This is a genomic window from Clostridioides sp. LIBA-6822 (assembly GCF_056688955.1).
On sequence record NZ_CP196995.1, the window covers coordinates 1,215,734 to 1,242,000 of the forward strand.

The window sequence follows — 26,267 nt, forward strand, 5'->3', positions numbered from 1 at the left end:
GATTATGAGTAAAAAAGGTAGAGTTGTAAAAGTGCAACATTTTTCAGTAAATGATGGAGATGGAATAAGGACTACTATATTTTTGGAAGGATGTAAATTAAAATGTAAGTGGTGTTCCAATCCAGATTCATGGAGTAACATTGTCAAGCTAGGTGTTATGAAGGATAAATGTGTATCTTGCAATAGATGTATAGATGTTTGTCCTCAAAAGATAAGTTCACTATTTGATAGAAATCAAATAAATAGCAAGTGTGATTTATGTGGAGAATGTGTTAAAGTATGCCTTAAAGATGCTATATGTATAATGACTGAAGAAATGAATGTTGAAGAAATTATAAAGGAAGTTGAAAAAGATTTTATATTCTTCTTTGAATCTAATGGAGGGGTAACTTTTTCTGGAGGAGAGCCAACACTTCAAATTGATTTTTTAAGAGAATTAGTGGATGTTTTTTATAATAAAGGTATAAATATGGCAATTGAAACTTGTGGATACTTTGATTGGAATAAAGTAAATGATGTATTCGAGAAAATAGACCATATTTTTGTAGATATAAAATCAATGGATGATAATATCCACAAAGAATATACAGGAGTAAGTAATAAAATTATATTAGAGAATATATGCAAGCTTTCAAATCTGAATAAATCTATGGTTATAAGAGTACCAATTATTTATGGAGTGAATGATAGTGAAGAAAATATAAGAAATACTGCATTATTTGTAAAACAAAATGTTTCGGGAGGAAAGATGGAATTGCTTCCATATCATAAATTTGGAATTGATAAATATAAGGCATTAGGACTTGAAGATTATATATATGAATTTGATGAAATTTGTAATAATCATATGTTAAAATTAAAAGAGATAGTAGAACTTACAGGAGTAAAAATCATAGAATATAAATAGGCTATCAGGAGGGTTTTAACATGGATAATAAATTTCCTAATGTGGGAGAAAACTTAAGGTTATTGAGACAAGAAATGGGCATGAGTTTAGATAAGGCCTCAAAGATGACAGGAGTTAGTAAAGCAATGCTTGGTCAGATTGAGAGAGGGGAATCGAGTCCAACAGTATCTACCTTATGGAAAATTTCATCTGGATTTAAAATAAATTTTACAACACTATTAAGTGAAAACACAAATACCTATGAAGTTATAAAAAAGGAAGATGTAGAACCTATTATTGAACAGAAAGGTAATATGAAGTTATATCCAATATATCCTTTCAGTCCTCAAAGAAGGTTTGAACTTTTCATAATAGAGCTTGAAGAGAATTGTACTCATGTTTCATCTACGCACAGTCATGTTTTAGAAGAGTACGTACTTGTAATAGAAGGAAAACTTGAACTTAATGTTGATGGGAAAACTTATATTTTAGAGTCTGGACATTCTATTAGATTTGATGGAACTTTAGAGCATATATATAAAAATTTAAATATAGGAAAAACTATATTTCACAATATAGAAGTTTATAGATAATTTTATAGTTATCCTTTTCTGAAATAAATTATAATTTTGGAAAAGGGTGACTTGTTTTTATAATGTCAAAAAAAATTATATATATGTACTAATATTATTGTTTAAAAAAAAACATAAAAGCATTATAATAATATTAATAAAATAGAATAAAGAGGAAGAGAATATGATTATAAAGGTTTTATTAACAGTATTGGTATTAGTACTATTGTATATTCTGTATAAGTATGAAACTCAGCATATAGAAACAACAGAATATACTATTTTTAATGAAAAAATTCCAAAAGAATTTGATGACTTTAAAATAGTTCAAGTAAGTGATTTACATAATAAGGTCTTTGATAAAAAAAATAATAAGGTATTAATGGATAAAATTGATTCCTTAAGTCCAGATGTTATATTTATAACAGGAGATTTAGTTGATGGGGAAAATAAAAATTTTCAAGTTGCATTAGATTTAATCGATAATTTGGTAGAAAAATATGAGGTATATCATATAATTGGAAATCATGAACAAAAATCTTTAATAAAAAAGTACAAGCATCTATATAAAGACTATTTTAAGAAGTTGTACTCAAAGAAAATAATAAATATGGAAAACGAGTATGTAAGAATATATAGAGGAGATAGTCATCTTAATTTATATGGTTTAATTATACCATTGGAATGCTATCCATATTTTTTTGGCAATAATAAAAAGTTAGAATTAAGTGACAATTTTATAGAAGATAATCTAGGTAAGATAAATGAAAATGAGTATAATATGCTTTTAGCTCATACACCTTTTTTCTTTGAAAAATATGCAAAATGGGGAGCAGACTTAATTTTAGCTGGACATGTTCATGGTGGTATAATAAGAATACCTTTTATTGGAGGGGTATTATCTCCAAATAGAGAGTTCTTTCCTAAGTATGACTGGGGAAAATATGAAAAAGATAATAGTACTATGATTTTAAATAAAGGCTTGGGAGGTTCAAAAGTTTTAATTAGACTTAATTGCAAACCAGAAATAGTTAAAATTACATTGAAGTCTAATGAATAAGAATTTGTATATAAACATCAATAACATATAGATAAAATTGATGTTAAATCCAGTTAAACATGTACAATGACCAATTTTGAATAAGTGTTGAATTAATAAAAATAAAGTGTTATTTTTAGCATAGAATATTTAAAATATAGGGGGATTAGAAGAATCATGGGTGATATAAGTAGATTTTATGAATCTGTAAGAAATAAATATCCAAAACTAAAAGATGGAACCAGAGTTCATATGTGGCCAAAGGAAAATCTTATACTTGGCCCAATTTATGATGAAGCAAATGGATATGAAAAAAGTATAGGAAATGTGGATAGCTTAACTTGGAAGCAAATTGTTGTACTGGCAGAATGTGATGGGAAAAATACTACTGAAGATGTAATAAATCTATTATCCAATAAATATAGGAATATGCTTGATATAAAAGAAAATGTCATTGAATTTTTTATGTTTTATGAGAATGTATATTTAACCTTTGAAGACGAAGTACAGACACTATCAAGTGTTTTTGAGATAACAGGAAACAAAGTATATCTTACTCCTTTATATTTTACAATAGAGATAGATGGTAACAACAATACAAGTCAGTATTTTTCTGAAATCACAAGATTATTAAAGTGTATGAATGAAAAAGGTTGTAGATTCATAGAGGTTATTGGTGAGGATATTTTAAAAAATAAAAATATGAGAGAAATATTTCAATATATGTTAGACCACTTTGATTTAGTTGTGGTAACTAAGGAGAGTTTTACTATTGATAGAGGACTTATAAAAGAATTAGATAATTATCGTCATAAAGTAATATGGAAAGTATATTCAAACAATGATAATGCACATGTTAAATTAAAAGAAGATATAAAAATAACTAGTTTGATAAAAAGAGGGCATACAGTAGTAAGAGAAGATAGGGAGAAAGCAATAAAAATAGCAGACATGAGATTTAAGGATACAAAAGAAAGATTTTCAAAGTATGGTGCAGAATGGAGTCATTTATACATTTCTTCTGATGGTAGCGTAAAATCTTATTCACTTCAAAAAGATAAAAGAATCTATTTAGGCAATATATTTAACAATTCAGTTGAAGAGATTTTCTTAGAGATGCAAGATAAGATTGATAAACTAGAGATTGTGTATCAATAAGTATTAAAATTATATTTTATAAGAGCTTTATAGACTGTTTATTTGATTTTGTGTCAACAATTATAATGAGGTGATATAACTTGTTAAAATTATTGGACAAATTTTTTTATGATATTTTACTTAAATGTTGGTTGTTTACGATGTTATGGTTTTTTAGAGAACTTTTTACAAATTTCAAAGTGACTAAAAAATTTAAATTTCATAAAATATTTATGTAAAAATCATATAAAATTCATATAGCATATGTATTATATAGAGTATAGAAAGACTAGCTTAAAAAACCATAATATAATACCCTATTGTAATGATAACCCTCCCTCACATCCTCAAATAGAGTTATCATTACAAGAATTAATCCATAAATTTAAAATTTATGGTTTTTTTTTATTTAATTTGTTTTATTATATTAGAATATGATTTATTATAGAATATATACTAAGTAATATAGAATACAGTAATTAAGTTTTTGACACATTTTTAACTATACTAATAAGGAGGAGTATTTATGAATGTAAATAATCACAAGTGCCCAGAGTGTGGTGAACACAGTAAAAAGTTTGAGATAGTAGAGGAAAATGAGGATTGTGTGACATTTGAATGTTACACGTGTGGAACTATATCTATATTGAAGTATTGTGAGAACTGTAAAGAATTTGTATTTGTAAATATTCCAAATAATGTGGAAACATATGAGTATCGTTGTGGAAAATGTAATAATAAGATTTAATATAATAAATATAGGTAATTTCATATACCATTTATACAAATCTCATATAAAATTCATATATAAAATGTATTATATAAATATAGAAAGAACTAGCTTAAAACATAATATAATTACCCTAAAATTATAATGACAACTCTCCCTCACATCCTCAAATTATAGTTGTCATTATAAAATAACTTGGCTGTTTCAAAATGTGAAATCATTTAGAAACAGCTTATTTTTTTAAAAAAATAAAGAAGGCAACGGGAAGCCTTCTTTCGTGTAAAAAAGTTTAATTTTTTGTTAAGATTTGTTTGTTTATTTTATATTACCTTTATAATATGTGTTTATTTGAAGGTTGGCAATGGATTTTGCACAACTGGTCATTATTAATGTAAAAGTGGAATATTATTAACAAATAATAATTACAAAATTGTAATTATTATTTGTTAAGTAAATGAGTAAAATATCATACTAATGGGTATATAATTAATAATATACTAGTTTGGGGAGGATAAATTATGAATTATAAAACAATCATATTAAATAGAAAGTCTGTTAGAGAATACAAGAACACAGATATTAAAGAGGAATATCTTAGTGAAATTAAGAAATACTCAGAATCTTGCAAGAAACTAGTTCCAGAAATAGATGTTGACATAAGAATTATGAATAGAAATGAAGTTTTTGACAATTTAGATAAAGTAGCAGGATATAAAGGAAATATGATAGATGCTCCAAGTTATATTATAATATTATCTGATGTAAAAGATAACTATATTGAAAATTCAGGATACATAGGAGAAAGTATAATCTTTAAAGTAACAGAACTAGGAATAGGTTCTTGTTGGGTTACTTTTGAAGATGGTAAAAAGGTAAGAGAGAAACTTGAAATTAATTCAGATAAAGAAGTAACAGGAATCATAGCAATTGGATATGGAGAAAATGCAAGCAATACTAAAATATTAAATGCTACAAAGACTGGAGAAAATTATTCAAAATCTGATATGCAAGTTGTATTAGACAATGGTTCTTCTAGATTAGGTGTAGAAGATGTAGTTTACATGGATGAATGGGGAAATGATGCAAGTATAGAAGTATTAGAAGAAAGAGCACTTCTTGAGGCATTCCACTATGCAAGATTAGCACCATCTACACTAAATAGACAACCATGGAGATTTATAGTTGATGGAGGAGTTGTAGTTTTAGCTGTTAGAAAAGATGGGCATACTAGTCTATATGAAGAAAAAATAGATGTAGGTATCGTTATGCTTTACTTTGCAACAATAATAAGTGCAACTATGTTTGAGTTGAAATGGAATTTAGGTACTCCAGATAAAGATTACAAAGTACCAGAAGATTATAAGATAGTTGGATATTGTAATATATAAGATAATTTAATACTTAACTACACTTAAACTAATTTTTATAAAAAGTTCAATAACATTCCATAATATAATGTTATTGAACTTTTTTATTGTATAATCCAGCTTTCTTATTTATCATGTTTATGAATTAAAAAATACTTACGAATTTTAATGCTTACAATTTTGTGCATGAATAGAGAGGTATATTATTTTATTAGATTGTATAATTTGTTTGGAGGTAATATCAAATGGAATGGATAAATAAATTAAATCAAGCTATTACTTATATTGAAGATAATCTTGAAAGTGGGGTAGATTATGCCGAAGCAGCAAAAATCGCATGCTGTTCAACCTTTCATTTTCAACGGATGTTTTCATATATTGCAGAAGTACCAGTATCTGAATACATTAGACGAAGACGTATGACTAAAGCCGCATTTGAACTACAGAATAGCAATATTAAAATTTTAGAACTATCTGAGAAATATGGTTATGATTCACCAACATCTTTTAATAGGGCTTTTCAAAATATACATAGCATTTCTCCTTCTGCGGCTAGAGCAAAGGGAGTTGTTTTAAAAGCATATCCTAAGATGACATTAACTATTTATGTAAAAGGGAACTTAGAAATGCAGTATCGTATTGTAGAAAAGAAAGGATTCCGTATTGTTGGTATAAAAGAAAGTATGAATATGATTGTAGAAGAGTGTTTTGATAAAGTTCCTAAATTGTGGGATAAATCCATAAAAAATGGAACAATTGATAAGCTTTCAGAGTTAATAAATAACGAACCTCATGGGTTGCTTGGAGTTAGTGTATGTACAGATAGTAAAGGCTTAGATTATTACATTGCTGTCTCAACGGATAATCCTATAGTAGAAAATACTTATGAATACTTTATACCATCAGGTACATGGGCAGTATTTGAATGTATTTCCCCAATGCCAAATGCTTTGGCAATACAAGAATTACAAAAAAGAATTATTACTGAATGGTTACCAAGCTCTGGATATGTATATGCTAATTTACCAGATATTGAACTTTATCCTAATGGTGATATTAATGCTCCTGATTATACCACAGAAGTTTGGATTCCAATTAAGAAACAATCCTAAAATTAACGAACAATATAAACCTTTAAAATTACAGACTGGAAATGGTCTGTTATTTTTTTGATAAATGGAAAGTAAACTTTACATAAGATGAATATTGTTGTATAATTATGGAAAGTAGACTTTACATAAATAAGATATTAAAGGAGAGCAAAGTGAAAAATAGATTAGAAGAAATAAGAAAAAAGAGAGGTATAAAACAAGAAGAACTTGCATCTGCTTTGCAAGTATCAAGGCAAACTATAGGTTCATTAGAAAATGGTAGATATAATCCTTCTATCATATTAGCTTTTAAGATAGCAAGATATTTTGATATGAATATTGAAGAAATATTTATTTATGAGGAGGAGTAAAAATGAAAAAGAACAGATTATATGTTGGAATTGGATATTTTATTTGTGGAATTTTACTTGTTTTATTGGCTACATTTACAGAGTTTTCATTTGAGGCTTTGATTTGGGGATTATCTGGAGCCACTTTGGGTCCTGGGGTATGTATGATTTTTCAATATATATATTGGAGTAATCCAGAAAGAGCTGTAGAATATAAAGAAAAGGTAGAGAATCAAAGGATAGAGATGAATGATGAAAGAAGAATTATGTTACGTGACAAATCTGGACGTATTACTAATCAAATCATGTCTTATGTTTTCGTAATTCTTATACTTATTGTTTCTATATTGAGTGTGTTCTCTGTAATGTTAACAAGTAGATGGGTTTTAATTGTTCTTGGATTACTTATTTTATTTCAATTTATTTGTGGTGTTGTTGTATATAATAAATTAGATAAAAAATTGTAATGAATTATAACGCTGAATATAAAATTATATAAAAGCAAATTAGTTTATAAATTGATAGTATAAGATTAAATTATATGTATAAATTCTTAAAAGCCACAAGTATTATATATTGTGGCTTTTTTATATGGAATTCTATATGTTTTGAAGAGAAGTACTATAGTATTATCATTACTTATGAATGATTTTTATAGATTACAAAATAGGCTAGTCTTCATATAAATTACCACTATTTTTTTTATTAAGAGTTCCTTCTAATTCAATCATTAGAAATTTTGTAAGTTTTTTAACTACTGGTCTATGTATTGTATTTTGAGGTACAATGATAAATTCTCCTTCTTTAACTTCTGTTAATCCTTCTGGAGTTTCCAAATTAAATCCTCCCTCTATTACATAAAACAATTCATCTGATTTTTCATGAACATGAAAATTTAAGCTTCTATTTGCTACTTGTACAACACTTAGTATATTATTGTTTATTTTTCCTAATTTTTTGTATACGTACAGTTGTTCAATATTATTTACTTCTTCAATTATATTAGTTTTTGATAACATTAGAATCTCCTTTAGATTTTATTTTTGTTTGACTTTTAGTATATCTGTATGTTAACATCAATCTAATTATTTGTGAAATAGATTGATTTGATTATATCAATCTGATATTTAGATGAAACGAGGTACATAGATATGGAATTAAAGCATTTAAATACATTTTTAACACTTAGTAAAATTAAAAATTTTACTAGAACTGCTGAATATTTGAACTATGCACAATCAAATATTACAGCTCATATACAACAATTAGAAAAGGAATTGGATGTACATCTCTTTGAACGTATAGGAAAAAGTGTAGAATTGACTAGAGAAGGTGAGAAGTTGGTTTCATATGCTGAAAAAATGCTTTTATTATCATCTGATATAAAAAAGATGTATAAAGAGAAAGATAATTATGGGCGTATTGTTATTGGAGCATCAGAATCTATTTGTATTTTTAAGTTACCTGAGATTATTAAAGTATATAAAGAGAAATATCCAGATGTTGACCTTTTTATAAAAACTCTAGATTCTTCTGATTTTGTTCCTTTACTTGCTGATAATACGATTGACATAGCATTTATACTTGATTTACCTATAAATGATAAATCTACTATTTCTGTATTAAAAAATGAGGAGCCAATCTGTGTCTTATCAGTTCCAGAAAGTGATTTAGCCTTAAAAGAAAAGGTGTATATTCAAGACTTTCAAAATGTTCCATTTATTTTGACAGGAAAGAGTTGTTGTTATAGAAGTTTATTTGAGAAAGAGCTATCTGAATCATCTATAGTACCAAAAACAGTTCTTGAAACTGGAAGTATTCAGGTAATTAAACAAACAGTACTTAGTGGGCTTGGATTGTGCCTTCTTCCAGAGCTTGCAGTAGAAAAGGAATTAAAAAAACATGAATTGGTTAAGATTCCTTATACTACAGACTATAATATTTTTTCACAATTAATTTATCATAAGGACAAGTGGTTGTCTAAGAATCTTTGTGATTTTATCTCTATTGTAAAAAAGACGTATGGGATTATTTCTTAATTGTTTACGCTATGCTAATATAAGATATATATTGATATTTTTAGAAAGATAACATAGTGTAGAGAGGTTGTTTATAAGTTTATATGGTAGGTATATGCATTGTTAGATAAATAGTCTCTTTTCCAGTTTTGGTATAAAAAAGGGATGATTCAAATTTTTATTTTGAAATAATCCCTTAAAATTAATTTTAGTTAATATTTTTATATTATACTATTCCTTTATCTATCATCGCATCTATCATTGAATCAAACCCAGAGCTATTATACATAAACATTACAACATCAGCATTGCTTTCCTCAATCATATCTTTGTATGTTTTATCTATTGAGTTTATATTTCTAGGGTCTACTATCTCTACTTCATTAAACATATCAGCAAATAAAAGTGTTGTAGGAGCCTGGTATGAATCTCTAAATATTAGTATTTTTTTATCTAATAATGCTTTAGGATTTTTTATAGTTAATATATTAGTTTGAGCTCCTCTAATGTATGCCCCACCATAATCCCACTTTTTATCACTTCTTTTAGTTGCATAGACCTGTCTTTCTTCTTTTTCTTTTCCATTTATATCAAAGCTATAATCTTGGTTATCTTTTGTCATATAAACTACATATTCATTTTCTTTAATTAGCATATCTATATTTTGATTATAACTTCCTACAAACTTTTTATCAGTAACTATAGACTTTTTGTAGCTATTAAAATGATTTCTTAAATCTTGCTTAGAAAGACCCAAGTCCATATTTGATGCCATCATTTTAAAGCCTTCAAATGCTCCATATCCAGTCCAATGATGGTCAGTTTTAAAATATAAATTTTCTCTTTCTTTATTTGAATAGTTGCTTAAAAAATACTCATCCATATCTATGTATTTAATTGAATCTTGATTTAATCTATTTTTAAAATTCTTTAAATTTATATCTATATTACTTATATTATCAACATACTTAGGATATAAATGTTTTAGCATATTAGATTTATGTGGCATCATTGTAAAATACACATCTTTTCCCATATCTTTACTTAGATTAGATAAGTAATTAATAGACTTTTCGTATCTATTTAATTGGTTTTGGTTTAAAACTTTTGGAAACATACCTAATATCCAGTTATCTTTTCCTAAGTAATAGTTACCTACTTTAGTTTTATTTAAACTAGCTTGAGATTTTGTATTTATTGATATCATTTCATCTCTAAATGCAAAATGGTCATTAAAGTACTCTTCAAATTTATCTATGTAGTTACCTTTTTTAAAATTTTCTATAGTTGGGAATTTTGCAAGATTTCTATTTTCAGTTATACTTAATTTTTTCTTTGGAAGTGAGAAGTTTAGTATAAAAAATCCAAATACTATAATTAAAAATGAAATGGCAACAATCCTTGGTTTATTTTTATTCATGTCAATACCTCCAAAATTAGAATCTAAAGTATAAGAATGGATTATAAGTTGAGCTACTTAACATTACCGTTACAATAAACATGCAAGCAACTATGAAAGCTGCATTAGTAACTTGACACATTGTACTATTTAGTGTATTTTTATTCTTCTTAACTACTAATGACTTTATAACTTCTACAATAGGAGTTGATAGAATGATTGCTCCAACAATTATATACCAATATTCAATTATAAATACATTGAATGCATTACTGACAAGTGGATAATTTCCAGAACCAAACATAATACCTATAAACTTAATAGCTTTTGGTAAATCTTCTGCTCTAAAGAATACCCATCCAATCATGACTATAAAAAGTAAATACATATGTCTTATGATTCTTGGCATTTTATATAACAACTTTTCTAAAAATGCTTTTTCTATTGATATTAATATTCCAAAATATAGACCCCATATAATAAAAGTCCAATTAGCTCCATGCCACATGCCAGTTAAAAACCATACTATAAATAGATTTCTATATAGTTTTAATCTAGAGACTCTATTTCCACCTAATGGGAAATATACATAGTCTTTAAACCAAGTACTTAAAGATATATGCCACCTTCTCCAAAACTCAGATACTGTTTGAGAGATATATGGATAGTTGAAATTTTCTAAAAAATCAAATCCAAATATCTTACCTAAACCAATAGCCATATCACTATAACCACTAAAGTCATAGAATATTTGAAGTGTATAGCAAACTACACCTAGCCACACATCAAGTCTTGATAAATCTCCAGATGACTTATTAAATACATCATCTGCAATTATACCTAATTGATTTGCTAAAATCACCTTTTTTCCAAGACCAATAACGAATCTGTTTACGCCTTGAGTAAATTTATACCAATTATGTTCTCTATGTCCAATAGCATCTGCCACAGTCTGATATCTAACAATAGGACCTGCTACAAGCTGAGGGAATAAACTTATGTATAATGCTAGGTTAGTTAATTTTCTTTGAACTTTAGCATCATTTCTATATACATCTATTACATAGCTCATTATCTGAAATGTGAAAAATGAGATACCTAAAGGTAATTTAATTTCAGGTATAGTTATATTTGTATTTAATAAAAATTTAATATTATCTACAAAGAAATTGCTATACTTGAATATACCAAGAATGGATATATTGTAAATCACAGAAAGCACAACCCATATTTTCTTATCTTTACTGTCAGAAACTTTAATACCAAATATATAGTTTACTATTATTGATAGCATCATCAAAAAAATATATTTTGGTTCTCCCCATGCATAGAAGGTAATACTTGCTAGAAGTAACACAACATTTTTATACTTAGAATTTGCTAAGTAATAGCAAATGAGTATGACTGGAAAGAATAAAAATAAAAATATTAAACTACTGAATATCATATTAAACTCCTTATCTTTTTATTATTTAATAAATGAATAATAAATAAAACAACTAAAATTAATAATATATATATTAAGAGTAAGGTCTTGATTTATTTCTGATTTTAGGCCCATACTATTTAACTACCACTGCTTACTGAGCACTTCTTGAGAGAGTACAATACCAACAATAAGTTGATGTATCAAGAATTATACTCAGAGCAATTGTTAAAGATCTAGCTTTATAACTTTTTATGTATTTTAGTGTTATTTTTAAATTATCTTTTATATTTACAACTTCCTTTCTTAACTAAATAAATTATATATTTATCTAAAATATATAGCAAAGTAAGTATTTTCAAGTTTTAAGTACTTAATTGTAGAAATTTAGCTGTGTTTTTACAAGTTTTATTAATATATATGTAAATTTTGACTTTTTATATAATTTTTTTAAAATTATGTAATGTTATAATGGATTAATAAAGCTATTATGATAAAATAATAAAGAAAAATCACGGACACATTGCTTAACTATATGTGTTTGCCTTTGGTTGTAGCTCTATACAGTCCATTAAGATAGATGTTGTTTATATCTATAATTGTAAAAAGAACTCTTTATTAAGTATTGGAGTTAGAATACTTTCAGATATGCTTTTATTACAAGTTTGTTTTAAATGACAAATACTTTAAAATAATATCGAATAGTTATACTGAATAATGATGATTGATTATAAATATTTTTAGAGAGGGAAAAGTTTTAGAGATTGGGAAAAAATCAATATGATAAGAAGTATGGATTTATTAAGTAAATACATAAAAAATCCTGCTTTGTTTAGATATGTTTTAGGAGTTCAAGAAGTCATGCCTATGGTATTTATACTTATACAAGGCTAGAAACAAAGATGAAAAAATATTACAATAAAAAAAAACTCTTTAGTATATACTAAAGAGTTTTTTTTTATTGGTGCCGCTGATGGGACTCGAACCCATATGGTTTCCCGTACGATTTTGAGTCGTATGCGTATGCCAGTTCCGCCACAGCGGCTTATATTTTAAATCCAAGCTACTTGTATATCCTACCAGATTTTCCAAGAATATGCAATAGGAATATTGAATACAAAATACTCATCAAACTGTAAAATATCATAAATACTAGACTTTTATTACAAAAACTTATTAATCAATACAGTTGATTTTGAACCCATTGTATTTATCAATTCCACCACTCGGGCATATTATGTATATTATTATAGCAAAAAAATATATTGTTTGCAACATATTTAATTTTAATATACTATTATTATTATGGGAATATTAAATAACAGTATATTGGTATATAATATATATGTTACAAAAATAGATAATTTTTAGGAGTGATATAATTTGGAAAAAAAATTAATTATAATAGATGGAAATTCAATAATAAATAGGGCTTTTTATGCTCTTCCAGAAATGAATAATAAAGAAGGTCTAAAGACCAATGCTATATATGGTTTTACGACAATGTTATTTAAAATGATTGATATATATAAACCAACACATATAAGTGTAGCCTTTGACAGAAAAGCACCTACATTTAGACATTTAGAATATAAAGAATATAAGGCTGGAAGAAAGGGAATGCCAGATGAATTGGCAGAACAATTACAACCATTAAAAGACCTTTTAGATAAATTTAAAATAAACAGATTAGAAATAGATGGTTATGAAGCAGATGATATTATAGGTACTGTTTCTAAAAAAGCAGAAGAGAATGGATATAAGGTATACATAGTAACTGGAGATAAAGATGCCATCCAACTTGCTTCAGATAACACAACTACTCTTATAACAAAAAAAGGAGTTGGTGAAGTAGAAGAATACAACTTTAATTCTGTGATTGAAAAGTACGAGATGACACCAACACAGTTTATAGATTTAAAAGGTCTGATGGGAGATAAGTCAGATAATATACCTGGAGTACCTGGGATAGGTGAAAAAACAGGCATAAAGCTTATAAAAGAGTTTTCTAGTGTAGAAAACTTGATAGAGAATACAGATAAACTTAAAGGTAGTGTAAAAAAGAAAATAGAAGAAAATAAAGAAATTGCTATTCAAAGTAAAAGATTAGCAACTATTATAAGAGATGTACCAATAGAAGTAAATTTAGAGAGCATGATTTTTGGTGATTATGATAAAGATGAGCTTTTAGATAAATTTAGATATTTTGGATTTACAAGTCTCTTATCAAGATTAGTTGATTTAGTTGATTCAAATGATACAGAGCAAGTAGAAGAAAAAATAGAAATATTAAAACTAAAAGATATAGATAAATTTATAGATGAAGTGAATAAAAAAGGACAGGTTATTTTAAAAACTGTTAGAGGACAAGGTAATATACTTGAAAAAAATATAATATATATTTTTATAAGTGTAGATGGAGAAAAAATATATTATATAGATTCAGATGAAGTAACAAAATTAGATAGCATACTTTCAAATAACGAAATTAAAAAATATGGATATAATTTAAAGGATGATTATATATCTTTAAAGCCATATAATATTAAATTGGAAAATATGTATTTTGATATAACTATAGCTGAGTATTTAATAGATTCAACTTCATCTACTTCATATGATTGTAGTGCAATAGCCATGAAGTATTTATCAAAAAAGGTTAAATCAAAAGAAGAATTATTAGGAAAAGGAGTTAAATCCAAAAACTATGAAGATTTAGAGTTTGAGGATTTAGCTGAGTACATGGGTCAAATAATATGCACAGTGAAAGAAACAGTTCCTATGATGGAAAGAAGTCTAATAGATATGAGTATGGATGGTCTTTTTTATCATGTAGAGATGCCTTTAGTAGAAGTTTTAGGACATATGGAGTATGAAGGTATAAAAGTAGACAAAAGTATCTTGGATGAGTTAAGTATTGAGTTTAAAGAAATAATAGCTACATTAGAAAAGGAAATTTATGAATTATCTGGAGAACCATTCAATATAAATTCACCAAAACAATTAGGTGTTATACTATTTGAAAAATTAGAGCTTCCAATAATCAAAAAAACTAAGACTGGATACTCTACTAATGCAGATGTTCTAGAAAAATTAAGGGATAAACATCCAATAATAGATAAGATAACTGAGTATAGACAAATAGTAAAGTTGAATTCTACTTACGTTGAAGGGCTTTTAAATATAATAAATCCAGAAAGTAATAGAATTCATTCATCATTTAATCAAACAATAACAACTACAGGAAGAATTTCATCTACAGAACCAAATCTTCAAAATATACCTATAAAAATGGAAATGGGTAGAAAAATAAGAAAAGTATTCATTGCAGATGATAATTGTAAGCTGGTTGATGCCGATTACTCACAGGTAGAACTTAGAGTTCTTGCACATATGAGTCAAGATGAAAATATGATAGAAGCATTTAAACACAATGAAGATATTCATACTAAAACAGCTTCACAAGTTTTCAATGTTTCTATGGAAGATGTCACTAGTGAATTGAGAGGTGCAGCTAAAGCAGTAAACTTTGGTATTATATATGGTAAAAGTGATTTTGGATTGGCAGATGATTTAAATATACCTGTTCCAAAGGCAAAAGAGTATATTGAAAGTTATTTTGCTAAATACCATAAAATAAAAGAGTTTATGGATATGACAATAGAAAAGGCTAGTGAAGATGGATATGCTGTAACAATTTTAAACAGAAGAAGATATATACCAGAGATAAAATCAAGCAATTTTATGGAAAGAAACAGAGGAAAGAGATTTGCTATGAATGCACCAATACAGGGAAGTGCAGCAGATATAATAAAAATTGCTATGATAAATGTTCATAAAAAGTTGGAAGATAATAATTTAAAATCAAAACTTATACTACAAGTTCACGATGAATTGATAGTTGAAGCAATTGATGATGAAATAGAGATAGTTAAAAAGATAGTAAAAGAAGAAATGGAAAATGCTGTAAGTATGGATGTTCACTTAGATGTAGATTTAAATGTCGGTAGTTCTTGGTATGAGACAAAGTAGGTGATTTTATGTTGATATTAGGACTTACAGGAGGAATAGGCTGTGGAAAAAGCAGCCTATCAAATATATTCAGAAATCTTAATATTTCTATAGTGGATGCAGATATTATATCTAGAAAAATATTTGAAGATAAAATATTAGTAAAAAAAGTATTTAATTACTTTGGACAAAATATAAAAAATGATGATGGAACACTAAATAGAAAAGCTCTTGGAAAAATAGTTTTTAATGATAAAGAAAAACTTAGAGAGCTAAATAATTTGACTCATCCACGAATAAGAGAAAGAATAATAAGTGAGATAGATGAAGTAAGAAAAAAAGGCGAAAGTATAGTGATTTTAGATGCAGCTATATTGGTAGAAAGTGGTTTTTTAGATATGGTTGATAAGTTATTAGTAGTCACTTGTCAACAAGAAGTGCAAATTAATAGGATAAAGAATAGAGATAATTGTAGTGAGCAAGAAGCAATTAGTAGAATAAATTCACAAATGAGTCAGGAAGAAAAATCCAAATATGGTGATTATATAATAGATAATTCGGGAACAATAATTGAATTAGAAAGTAAAGCACACAAATTTATTGAGTACATGAAGGAGAATTGGCGTGAATAGTAAGAAAGTATTGATTCTATCTATTTTTATAATCTTATTTGGAGCACTATTAATGGAAAGCAAAGTAATACATAAGTTTTTGTATCCTAAAAAATATTCAGAATATGTAGAAAAATATTCTAAGGAATTTAATTTAGATGAAAATATAGTTTACAGTGTTATAAAAGTCGAAAGTAAGTTTAATAGTTCTGCCATTTCAAAAAAAGAGGCAAAGGGTTTAATGCAACTATTAGATATAACTAGGGACTGGGGAGCAGATGAACTAAAGCTAAAAAATGTTGATATTTTTGACCCAGAGACTAATATAAGACTTGGTTGTTGGTATTTAAATAAATTGTATAAGGAATTTGGTAAATTGGACTTAGTAATAGCTGCATATAATGGTGGTTCAGGTAACGTGAGAAAGTGGTTAGAAAATAATGAATATAGTAAAGATGGAGAAAATCTACATGATATACCTTTTGAGCAAACTTCAAAATATGTAGAAAAAGTTAAAAATAATTATAAACATTATAATAAGATATATGGCAAGAAAGGAAAAAACTAATGAAGAGAATAAAAGTCTTAACAGTTATTTTAGCTATAACTCTTATGGTAGTTGGTTGTAGTAATACTAAAACAAAACAAAGTAGTAGTGATTCGAGTTTAAAAAGTCAAAGTTCTATAGATGCTAAATATATAAACTTAACAATGGTAACTCCAAAAACTATAAATCCTATAACTAATACTGATAAGTCTGTTGGTTATATAATGAATTTAGTTTATGATGGTTTATTTACTATAGATGAAAACTATAATGTAACTCCTCAACTAGTTAAAGAGTATAATATAGCTCAAGATGGAATGAGTATAGATATAAAGTTAAAAGATGCAAAGTGGCATGATGGAAAAGCTGTTACTTCAAATGATGTAAATTATACTATTGGCTTAATTCAAAAAAGTACAGATAGTCCATATAATGAATTTACTAAAAACATAGCTTCTGTGAATATTAAATCGGATAAAGATTTCACAATAAAATTTAAAGCTAGATATGCCTTTTCTATTGATAGTTTAATCTTTCCAATAGTATCTCAAAATCATTTAGATTCAAAGGATGCAAATGACAAAAATAATAATTTGATAGGAAATGGGAAATATAAAATAGAATCATATACAGAGAGAGAAGGAATGGTTTTATCTGTAAATAAAGATTACTATGAAGAAGTTCCAAAAACTATGAAGAATATAAAAGTGGGTATGGTTCCTAATGAAGATGCAAGAACATCTATGGTCATGGCACTTGATAGTGATATAACTAATGTTACATTGAATGATTTGAGTAAGTTTCAAGAAAAAGAGTTTAATATAACAAAATATCAAGGTAGAGAGTATGAGTGTATATTGTTTAATTATAATAATCCTTTTTTCAAGGATGTCAATTTTAGAAAAGCAATTGCACATTCTATAAATAAAGATAGAATTATCAGTGAAGGTTATATGGATGATGCTACTCCAGTTAATTTTCCGCTTAATTCAAAGTCAAAGTACTACAATAGTGAAATGAAAGATTTGGAATTCAATAAAGATAAGGCGATAGAGTATCTTAATAAAGTAGAATATGCAAATATAAATTCAGTAAATCAAAATGATAATAAAGCAGATAAGAAACAAAAAAAATCAACTAAAAAGAATACAAAAAAGCTTACTCCAGAAGAAGAAGCAAAAGCTAAAAAAGAGGAAGAAGAAAGAGTTAAAAAAGAAGCTGAGGAAAAACAAAATAGAGAAAAAGAAGAAGTAAAGAAAAGACTTTCTGAAATGAATTTAAAAATAATAGTAAATAGAGATAATAGCGAAAGACTAAAAACTGCAAACATAATAAGTGAAAACTTAAAAGCTATAGGAATAAATAATACAATAAATCAGTTATCAGATAAAGATATGGAAAATGCTCTTAATTCTAAAAACTATGATTTAGCATTGGTTGGATGGAAACTATCAAGTATACCAGATGTAAGTAGCATTATAGCAAGTAGTGGCTATACTGATGATAAGTTAAATGGATATATGTCTGCACTTACAAGTTCCACATCTGAAATTGAAACAAAAAAAGCATACAAAAATGTACAGACATATGTAAAAGATAATGCAACATTTATAAGTTTAGCTATCAGAAATAACTATATTGTAAGTAATAGTAGATTAAAAGGTAAAATTACTCCAAATGATTTTGATGTATATGAAGGAATATCTAATCTAGATATAAAATCTAGTGAATCAAATTAAATTAAATGGTTAATTAGTATTTAAAAAGTCAAAACTATATGATAAAATACCCTTATAGGGTATAAGGAGGTAATTAAATGAAAAAGAAACTATTAGTAGAAGGTATGAGTTGTGGTCATTGTGTAAATCATCTTAAAACTGCATTAACAGAAGATATAGATGGCATTGAAGTTTTAGATGTAGATTTAGAAAACAAGTGTGCATCTGTAGATATGAAAGATGATGTATCAATTGAAAAATTAAAAGAAGTAGTAGCAGAATTAGGATTTGAATTAAAGGGAATTGAATAGAAAGATAACAAACTAAAAAAAGACCTCTATTGGGGGAGTAATAGAGGTCTAAAAATGGGGGAGATTGAGTATGTTTGATTTTACATTACTATTATCTCCCCCTTTAAATTAATATATACATAAAAAGTAAAAAAATTTTGTAATTACTCACATTTCTTAATTGTTTTGAATATACTATAAATAGTTAAGGGAGGGAGTATCATGGAATCTAGGGGATATAAAGAGGATTTAAAAAAAATGATACTTGATATGGCCCACAAAGAACTTGAGAGTTATGTATCACAAAAAGGAGCAAAAAAATACTTTGAAGGCAATTTGGATAAGATTATCAATAATAACATAAAAAAATTTAATCAAAGTATTGGTCTTAATAGAGTATATTTAAAAATGTTAAAAAAGTGTGCATATCAAGAAAGTGTAAATTCAATATCAAGAACTATAAAGAAAGAAACATTATTTAAATCAAAAAAAGAGCTATTCGCTTTTTCAGAGTACTTAAAGCTTGATATTAACAAGAGACTTTCATATAATCAGATTTTAAGAAAAATATCAAGATATATATACTATAATAGAAGTTCATATGCTCAAAAGTATGTTGCTTTTAAAAGAGGGGATGAAGAATATCTTTTAGAACCTGAAAAGATAAAAGATGAATTAATAGCAAGTTATAGGTCAAAAACTAGGGAAGATATGAAGTCTATAGCAAAACTTTTGGATATAGAAGTAGAAGATGATTATAATGCTGAAGACATTAGAAAAAAAGTAATAAATTATATTATTAAAGAGAAGATTAAGAACTAAAGTTTTAATTTGTTTGGTTAGAATTGTACGAAGCAATACAATTTAAAAATTTTAAATAGTAAGTTCTATCAATTTACATGATTAAGTATAACTTGATTATAATTCTTCTATGGATTTGATAGAACTTATTCTTTTTTTGACATATTACCTTAAATAATTTACTACTATTTAGGAATTACACAGCATTATTCAAATTTTTAACTTAATGTGATTTAAATAAATTTATAATAATGATATAATATAAAAAAAATAAAAATTGGAGGGTGATTTCAAAATGAAGTTTAATTTTTGCCATAACAATTTCAATGTTACTGACCTGGAAAAAAGTTTGAATTTTTATAATAAAGCTTTGGGACTGAAAGAAGTAAAGCGTAAAGAAGCAGAAGATGGTAGTTTTATATTAGTTTATTTGGGGGATGGCATTACTAGTCATACATTAGAATTAACTTGGCTTAGAGATTGGGATGGACCATATAATTTAGGAGATAATGAATTCCACTTAGCTTTGGAAGTTGATGAGTTTGATGAGGCAAAAAAACTTCATAAAGATTTGGACTGTATATGTTTCGAAAACGAAAATATGGGAATTTATTTCATAGCAGACCCAGATAATTATTGGATTGAAATACTTCCTAAAAATTATTAATTTTAAGTAAATATTTATAATTTCTTTACAATTAATAATATAATAAGTTATCATTAAATTATAGGTACTAAAAATGGATAATAATGTTATGAATTTATGTTTATAAAAATTTGTTGGGGGGAGTGATGGTAGTGAAGAAAGCTATAGCAGCTTTAGGAATTGGAGCGGTAGCAGTATCTGTTAGTTCCATAAATGCAAGTGCTCTTGAAAAAGGAGTAGTAACGGCAAGTGCTTTGAATATAAGAAGTGGACCAAGCGCTGATTGTGATAAAGTAGCAAAATTATACAAAGGAAAAACTGTAGAGATTTTAGAAAAATCTAATGGTTGGTATAAAGTAAGGGTATCAAGTTCTGTTGTTGGATGGGGAAGTGCAAAATACATATCAACTAGTGGTTCATCTGAAAGTACATCAAACCAAAGTAATTCGACTTCAAGTGGGACAACTATAAGTGGAAATGGTAAGGTAAATGTGAGTTCAAGACTGAATATAAGAAGTGGTGCAGGTACTAACTATTCATTAGTTGGTAAGGCAAATAATGGAGATGTAGTAAAGTTATTAGAACAAAGTAATGGATGGTACAAAATAAAACTATCAAATGGTGTTACTGGATGGGCTAGTAGCCAATATATCTCAAAAACGTCAGAAGATGTTGGGACAAATAATTCTAATTCAAATAATTCCAATTCAAGTAATACTAATAATTCTGATAAAAAACCATCTAGTGAAGAGTCTATTGAGGGAAAAAACGGTAAGGTAACCTCTACTGTAAGTTTAAATGTGAGAAGTGGACCTGGGACAAGTTATTCTATAATAGGAAAATTAAATGGTGGAGATATTGTTGAATTAAAGGCTAAGAGTAGTGGATGGTATAAAGTAAAGTTATCAAATGGTACAACTGGATGGGTAAGTGCTAGTTATATTTCTGAGACTAATGAAGGAACAAAAGACAATTCTAGTTCATCATCTAATCAGAATTCTCAATCCAACAGTAATTCTAATTCATCATTTACTGGAAATTCAGATAAATCTACAGCAAAAGGCTCAACAATTGTAGACTTTGCATATACTCTTATTGGAATTCCATATCAGTGGGGTGCATCAGGCCCTAATAAATTTGACTGCTCTGGATTCACACAGTATGTTTTCAAAAACTCTGTAGGTGTTTCTATTCCTAGAGTTTCCAGAGAGCAAGCCAAATCTGGAAGCGCAGTTTCTATGGGAAATTATGCACCAGGAGATTTGGTTTATTTTGACACTGATGGAGATGGAGCAACTAATCATGTAGGCATATATGTAGGTAATAGTAAATTTATCCATTGTAGTGGTACTCAGACCAATCCTAATAAGGTTAAAGTGGATAATTTAACTAGTTCATATTGGTCTAAAGCATTACTTGGAGCAAGAAGACTTGCTTAACAAATACAATTTCTTATTAAAAAATTAGAATAAATAATCATTTCTATTCATAAATTGTGACTCTTAAAAATATACTTTATTAATAATATAATTTTGGGAGGGACAAACTAATGAATAGAAGAAAAACGATATACAGAGGATTTAATAATAATAGACATAAAATTGATTTACGTAAGTATGTTATAACCATTGCCTGTTTATGTTTAATTGGCTATTATTCTTATACAAAAATAAAAGATAGCAAGGTACTTGAATATGTATCAGCTAAAATACCATTTCTAAATCATTCATCAGATATAACTTATAAAGATATATCTGATGAATTAAATTCAATAAAAAACGGAAAAAAATCTAAATCAGAAACCAGTCCAGAAGATAAAGAAGAAACTAATCCAGAAAAAGCAGTAAATAATACTAAAGAAGCAGAAGAAGTGAAATTAGCTACTATAGAAGGATGGGATATGTATACTATTCAAGTTGCTGCAATAGATAATAATGATGACTTGAAAAAAATACAGACATCATTAGTTAGTAGCGATATACCTTTTTCAGTTATGGAGAAGGATGGAGTAAAAAAAATACAGACATATTCTTCGTTTGACGAAAACGAAGTTAGAAAACACATAAGCAGTGTAAGAAAGGTATTTCCAGATGCATTTTTATCACACTTGGATGCACCTATGTTGTCTTTAGAATATACAAGTAATTACGCCTATATAGAGAGTATATCCAAAGAATTAAATAAATTAATAACAAACTTTAAAGAAGAATCAAGTTTTTGGTCAAATGATGAAAATAATGTGGATATGAAAAAATATAATACTATTTTGACAAATAGAAAGGCAATATCACAAAATATATCAAAAGAAGCTGAAAAGATTGACTATTCTGAAATGCGTTTATTTAAAGATAATTTAATTGATTATGTAAGGAATGTAAATGAAAAAATTGATACAGCTTCAAAAGCAGCAAATGAAGAAAAATATAGTGTGAGTAAAAGTCTACTTTTATCATCTATGCAAGAGTACTCTTTGTTTATAAATTCTATAAAATAAAATACAGAAAATTTGGACTTTAGAAAGCTATATGAAAAGGATTGTTTAATTGAGCAATCCTTTTCCTCATTTTGACTTAATATAAAGAGATTGATTTATAAAATAAATTATAAAAATAGGGATATTTTTTTAACAATTGTTAAGATTTTTTAATATATATAGTATACTTATAGAAGGCAGAAAAAATGTTTTTTTATAGATAAGGGGGTAAAACAATGAAACTCTTAACTTTTAAGGGAGGGATACATCCTCCATATAGAAAAGAGTACTCTAACACAAAGGCACTTGAAAAAGCTCAAGCTCCAAAGATAGTTTACATTCCTCTTCAGCAACATATAGGGGCACCAGCTAAACCTATTGTTGAAGTTGGTGATGAAGTAAAGTTTGGGCAAAAAATAGGTGAACAACAAGGTTTCGTGTCATGCAACGTTCATTCTTCAGTATCAGGAAAAGTTATTGCTATTGAACAACATGAAGTACCAGGTGGTTCGGCTCAATGTGTAGTTATCGAAAACGACTTTAAGGAAGAATTACATGAAAGTGTTCAACCAAAAGGTCAGTTAGAGGATTTGAGTAAAGAAGATATAGTAGGTATTATAAAAGAGGCAGGAATAGTAGGTATGGGTGGAGCTACATTCCCTAACCATGTAAAAGTATCTCCTCCACCAGATAGTAAAGCAGAAGTAGTTATATTAAATGGAGCAGAGTGTGAGCCATACTTAACTGCAGACCACAGATTAATGATTGAAAATCCAGAAGATGTTGTATTTGGTTTAAGAGCATTAATGAAGGTATTAGATGTTAAAAAAGGATTTATAGGAATTGAAACAAATAAACCAGATGCTATAGAAGCAATTCAAAATGTAGCTAAAGATTATAGTGAAATCGAAGTTGTTGGTCTTCAAGTGAAATATCCACAAGGAGCAGAAAAACAACTTATTTATGCGTGTACAGGTAAAGAAGTTCCATCTGGTGGATTACCAATAGCAGCAGGTGCAGTTGTTGACAACGTTGCCACAGCAGCTCAAATAGCTAAATCTATTAAAACAGGTATGCCTTTGGTAGAAAGAATCACTACAATAACAGGTAGTTGTATCAAAGAACCTAAAAACCTAATAACAAAAGTTGGAACATTAGTTTCAGAAATAATAGAACAATGTGGTGGATTTAAAGAAGGTAAGAAGGTTGGTAAAGTTATAATGGGTGGACCTATGATGGGTATGGCTCAATATACTACTGAGATAGCAACTAATAAAGGTTCTTCAGGGATTTTATGTTTGGATGAGGAAGAATCACGTACTCCAGATATTCAAAACTGTTTAAGATGTGGAAGATGTACAGATGTATGTCCATCATTCTTACAACCACTTTACATAAGTGCATATTCTTTAAGAGATGATTATGACACAGCTGAATATCATAGAGCAATGGATTGTATCGAATGTGGGTCTTGTTCATTTATTTGTCCAGCAAGAAGACCATTACTTCAATCTATAAGATCAGCAAAGAGAGAAATAGGAGCAAAGAGAAGAAAGCAAGCTGCTCAGAAATAAAGAAAGTTAAGGGGGAAAAACGATGGAAAATAAGTTGATAGTATCATCTTCTCCTCATGTGAGAAGTAATGAAGATACTTCATATATAATGAAACAAGTTATTATAGCACTCCTTCCAGCAGCAGTAGCAGGAGTATACTTCTTTAGACTTAATGCTTTGAGTGCTATGTTTTTTTGTATACTTGGTACAGTAGGTACTGAATTTTTATATCAAAAATTTATGAAGCAAAAAAGTACTATAGGAGATTTTTCAGCTGTTGTAACAGGATTATTATTAGCATTTAACGTACCTGCATCACTTCCTTGGTGGATGTGTCTAGTAGGAGGAATATTTGCAATATTAGTAGTTAAAATGGTATTTGGTGGAATTGGATGTAACTTTGTCAATCCAGCACTTGCTGCAAGAGCATTTTTATTAGCATCATTCCCAGTTGCGATGACTGCTTGGACTCAGCCAGGTGTTAACTGGATAGGTAAAAACTTAGATGCAGTTAGTACAGCAACTCCATTGAGCTTTTTGAAAAATGGAGCAGCAGGATTAGCAGACCTTTCTAGTAATGGAATCAGTCTCGCTGATATGATGATTGGTAATATTGGTGGATGTATAGGTGAAACATCAGCAATATTATTATTATTAGGTGGAGTATACCTAATGTATAAAGGCATAATAAATTATATTATACCAGTATTTTACATAGCAACTGTATTTATATTAACATTCCTTTTAGGTGGATTTAATATAAATTTCGCAATATATCAGCTGTTTGCTGGAGGTCTTATGTTAGGTGGATTCTTCATGCTTACGGATTATACAACTTCGCCTATGACTAAAAAAGGTCAAATAATATACGCTGTATTAGCTGGTCTTATAACAACAGTTATAAGAATGTATGGTGGATATCCAGAAGGTGTATCTTACTCAATACTACTAGTAAACTGTCTTGCTCCACTTATAGATAAGTTTGTTAGAAATAGAGTGTTTGGGGAGGTGGCTAAATAATGAATAGTATTGTAAGACTAGGTGGGACTTTACTTGCTATAAGTGCTATAGCCGCATTAGCACTTGGGGCTACAAATCAAGTTACAGCTCCAGTAATAGAACAAAGAAATATACAAGCAAATAATGAACTTAGAAAAGCAGTACTTCCAGAAGCAAAAGAGTTCAAAGAAATGGAAGAAAGTACTTATAAAAACCTTGGAGATGGACTTATAGCTGAGGTATATGAAGGTCTTGATGGTTCTGAAGTAGTGGGATATACTTTAAAAGCTAAGCCAAGTGGTTATGGTGGAGAAATTGAAGTTATGGTAGGTATATCATCTGAAGGTCAAGTTACAGGTGTTGATATTGGTAATATGACAGAGACAGCAGGACTTGGAGCAAAAGCTAAAGATGATGCATTTAAAGGTCAATATAAAGGCAAAACTGCTGAGCCTCTTGAAGTAGCAAAAGGTAGTGCAACAGCAGACAATCAAATACTAGCAATATCAGGTGCAACTATTACGTCTACAGCAGTTACTACAGGAGTAAATGCGGCTATAGATGTTTTCAATAGTGCTCTTAATAAATAAGGAGGGTTAATT

At 27.8% G+C, this 26,267-nt stretch carries 25 protein-coding genes and 1 tRNA gene; 22 read left to right on the plus strand and 4 right to left on the minus strand.

Going from position 1 to position 26,267, the window contains the following annotated elements:
• Positions 1-4 precede the first annotated feature (4 nt).
• The 9 genes from ACTG48_RS05865 (at position 5) to ACTG48_RS05905 (ending at position 7,639) form a co-directional block, all read left to right on the plus strand.
• Complete coding sequence (locus ACTG48_RS05865; protein ID WP_479918364.1) at positions 5-907, plus strand: glycyl-radical enzyme activating protein; 903 nt, start codon at positions 5-7, stop codon at positions 905-907.
• 20 nt (positions 908-927) lie between these two features.
• Positions 928-1,479 carry a helix-turn-helix domain-containing protein gene (locus ACTG48_RS05870; RefSeq protein WP_021383825.1) on the plus strand — a complete coding sequence of 184 codons (552 nt, stop codon included), beginning with the start codon at positions 928-930 and terminating at the stop codon, positions 1,477-1,479.
• Positions 1,480-1,642: 163 nt separating this feature from the next.
• A complete protein-coding gene (locus tag ACTG48_RS05875; protein ID WP_021383831.1) occupies positions 1,643-2,518 on the plus strand; it encodes a metallophosphoesterase in 876 nt (291 codons plus the stop codon).
• A gap of 156 nt (positions 2,519-2,674) precedes the next feature.
• Positions 2,675-3,655 carry an SPASM domain-containing protein gene (locus tag ACTG48_RS05880; RefSeq protein WP_021383897.1) on the plus strand — a complete coding sequence of 327 codons (981 nt, stop codon included), beginning with the start codon at positions 2,675-2,677 and terminating at the stop codon, positions 3,653-3,655.
• A 505-nt stretch (positions 3,656-4,160) separates the two neighbouring features.
• Entirely contained in the window at positions 4,161-4,382 is a 222-nt protein-coding gene (locus ACTG48_RS05885) for a hypothetical protein (protein WP_021383887.1), read from the plus strand.
• Between the two features lie 500 nt (positions 4,383-4,882).
• Positions 4,883-5,752: a nitroreductase family protein gene (locus ACTG48_RS05890; RefSeq protein ID WP_021383860.1), complete on the plus strand. Its 870-nt coding sequence runs from the start codon at positions 4,883-4,885 to the stop codon at positions 5,750-5,752.
• 224 nt (positions 5,753-5,976) lie between these two features.
• Complete coding sequence (locus tag ACTG48_RS05895; RefSeq protein WP_479918365.1) at positions 5,977-6,843, plus strand: AraC family transcriptional regulator; 867 nt, start codon at positions 5,977-5,979, stop codon at positions 6,841-6,843.
• A gap of 152 nt (positions 6,844-6,995) precedes the next feature.
• The gene (locus tag ACTG48_RS05900; protein WP_021383879.1) at positions 6,996-7,193 is read left to right on the plus strand and encodes a helix-turn-helix transcriptional regulator; all 198 of its coding nucleotides are present in this window, start codon (positions 6,996-6,998) and stop codon (positions 7,191-7,193) included.
• Positions 7,194-7,195: 2 nt separating this feature from the next.
• Positions 7,196-7,639, plus strand: coding sequence for a hypothetical protein (locus ACTG48_RS05905; protein WP_479918366.1), 444 nt, complete (start codon positions 7,196-7,198; stop codon positions 7,637-7,639).
• A 204-nt stretch (positions 7,640-7,843) separates the two neighbouring features.
• On the opposite strand, the gene ACTG48_RS05910 is transcribed toward ACTG48_RS05905, so the two are convergent.
• Positions 7,844-8,191, minus strand: coding sequence for a cupin domain-containing protein (locus ACTG48_RS05910; RefSeq protein ID WP_021383891.1), 348 nt, complete (start codon positions 8,189-8,191; stop codon positions 7,844-7,846).
• Between the two features lie 132 nt (positions 8,192-8,323).
• Between ACTG48_RS05910 and ACTG48_RS05915 the strand changes: the two genes are divergently transcribed.
• Positions 8,324-9,211, plus strand: coding sequence for a LysR family transcriptional regulator (locus tag ACTG48_RS05915; RefSeq protein ID WP_021383808.1), 888 nt, complete (start codon positions 8,324-8,326; stop codon positions 9,209-9,211).
• Positions 9,212-9,416: 205 nt separating this feature from the next.
• Here the strand turns inward: ACTG48_RS05915 and ACTG48_RS05920 are convergent, their stop codons facing one another.
• The 3 genes from ACTG48_RS05920 to ACTG48_RS05930 form a co-directional block, all read right to left on the minus strand.
• Entirely contained in the window at positions 9,417-10,610 is a 1,194-nt protein-coding gene (locus tag ACTG48_RS05920; protein ID WP_479918367.1) for an alginate O-acetyltransferase AlgX-related protein, read from the minus strand.
• A 16-nt stretch (positions 10,611-10,626) separates the two neighbouring features.
• A complete protein-coding gene (locus ACTG48_RS05925; RefSeq protein ID WP_479918368.1) occupies positions 10,627-12,036 on the minus strand; it encodes an MBOAT family O-acyltransferase in 1,410 nt (469 codons plus the stop codon).
• 941 nt (positions 12,037-12,977) lie between these two features.
• Positions 12,978-13,060, minus strand: a tRNA-Leu gene (locus tag ACTG48_RS05930).
• Positions 13,061-13,398: 338 nt separating this feature from the next.
• Between ACTG48_RS05930 and polA the strand changes: the two genes are divergently transcribed.
• The 12 genes from polA to ACTG48_RS05990 all read left to right on the plus strand — a co-directional run bounded on the left by polA (position 13,399) and on the right by ACTG48_RS05990 (position 26,255).
• Entirely contained in the window at positions 13,399-16,047 is a 2,649-nt protein-coding gene (gene polA / locus ACTG48_RS05935) for a DNA polymerase I (RefSeq protein ID WP_021383856.1), read from the plus strand.
• A gap of 8 nt (positions 16,048-16,055) precedes the next feature.
• The gene (coaE, locus tag ACTG48_RS05940; RefSeq protein WP_021383874.1) at positions 16,056-16,658 is read left to right on the plus strand and encodes a dephospho-CoA kinase; all 603 of its coding nucleotides are present in this window, start codon (positions 16,056-16,058) and stop codon (positions 16,656-16,658) included.
• Positions 16,651-17,205 carry a lytic transglycosylase domain-containing protein gene (locus tag ACTG48_RS05945; protein ID WP_021383889.1) on the plus strand — a complete coding sequence of 185 codons (555 nt, stop codon included), beginning with the start codon at positions 16,651-16,653 and terminating at the stop codon, positions 17,203-17,205. The genes coaE and ACTG48_RS05945 overlap by 8 nt, the downstream gene beginning before the upstream one ends.
• Positions 17,205-18,923 carry an ABC transporter substrate-binding protein gene (locus ACTG48_RS05950; RefSeq protein ID WP_021383917.1) on the plus strand — a complete coding sequence of 573 codons (1,719 nt, stop codon included), beginning with the start codon at positions 17,205-17,207 and terminating at the stop codon, positions 18,921-18,923. Before ACTG48_RS05945 ends, ACTG48_RS05950 begins: the two co-directional genes overlap by 1 nt.
• A gap of 77 nt (positions 18,924-19,000) precedes the next feature.
• Positions 19,001-19,213, plus strand: coding sequence for a heavy-metal-associated domain-containing protein (locus ACTG48_RS05955; protein WP_021383836.1), 213 nt, complete (start codon positions 19,001-19,003; stop codon positions 19,211-19,213).
• A gap of 201 nt (positions 19,214-19,414) precedes the next feature.
• The gene (locus tag ACTG48_RS05960; protein WP_021383851.1) at positions 19,415-20,014 is read left to right on the plus strand and encodes a hypothetical protein; all 600 of its coding nucleotides are present in this window, start codon (positions 19,415-19,417) and stop codon (positions 20,012-20,014) included.
• Positions 20,015-20,288: 274 nt separating this feature from the next.
• Positions 20,289-20,660, plus strand: a complete 372-nt coding sequence (locus tag ACTG48_RS05965; RefSeq protein WP_021383811.1) for a VOC family protein — start codon at positions 20,289-20,291, stop codon at positions 20,658-20,660.
• A 122-nt stretch (positions 20,661-20,782) separates the two neighbouring features.
• A complete protein-coding gene (locus ACTG48_RS05970; protein WP_479918369.1) occupies positions 20,783-22,078 on the plus strand; it encodes a Cwl0971 familypeptidoglycan hydrolase in 1,296 nt (431 codons plus the stop codon).
• A gap of 110 nt (positions 22,079-22,188) precedes the next feature.
• Positions 22,189-23,133, plus strand: coding sequence for a hypothetical protein (locus ACTG48_RS05975; protein WP_479918370.1), 945 nt, complete (start codon positions 22,189-22,191; stop codon positions 23,131-23,133).
• Between the two features lie 215 nt (positions 23,134-23,348).
• Positions 23,349-24,686 carry an electron transport complex subunit RsxC gene (gene rsxC / locus ACTG48_RS05980; RefSeq protein ID WP_021383815.1) on the plus strand — a complete coding sequence of 446 codons (1,338 nt, stop codon included), beginning with the start codon at positions 23,349-23,351 and terminating at the stop codon, positions 24,684-24,686.
• A gap of 22 nt (positions 24,687-24,708) precedes the next feature.
• Positions 24,709-25,686: an RnfABCDGE type electron transport complex subunit D gene (locus ACTG48_RS05985; protein ID WP_021383838.1), complete on the plus strand. Its 978-nt coding sequence runs from the start codon at positions 24,709-24,711 to the stop codon at positions 25,684-25,686.
• Complete coding sequence (locus tag ACTG48_RS05990; RefSeq protein WP_021383890.1) at positions 25,686-26,255, plus strand: RnfABCDGE type electron transport complex subunit G; 570 nt, start codon at positions 25,686-25,688, stop codon at positions 26,253-26,255. Before ACTG48_RS05985 ends, ACTG48_RS05990 begins: the two co-directional genes overlap by 1 nt.
• The last annotated feature ends 12 nt before the right edge of the window (positions 26,256-26,267 follow it).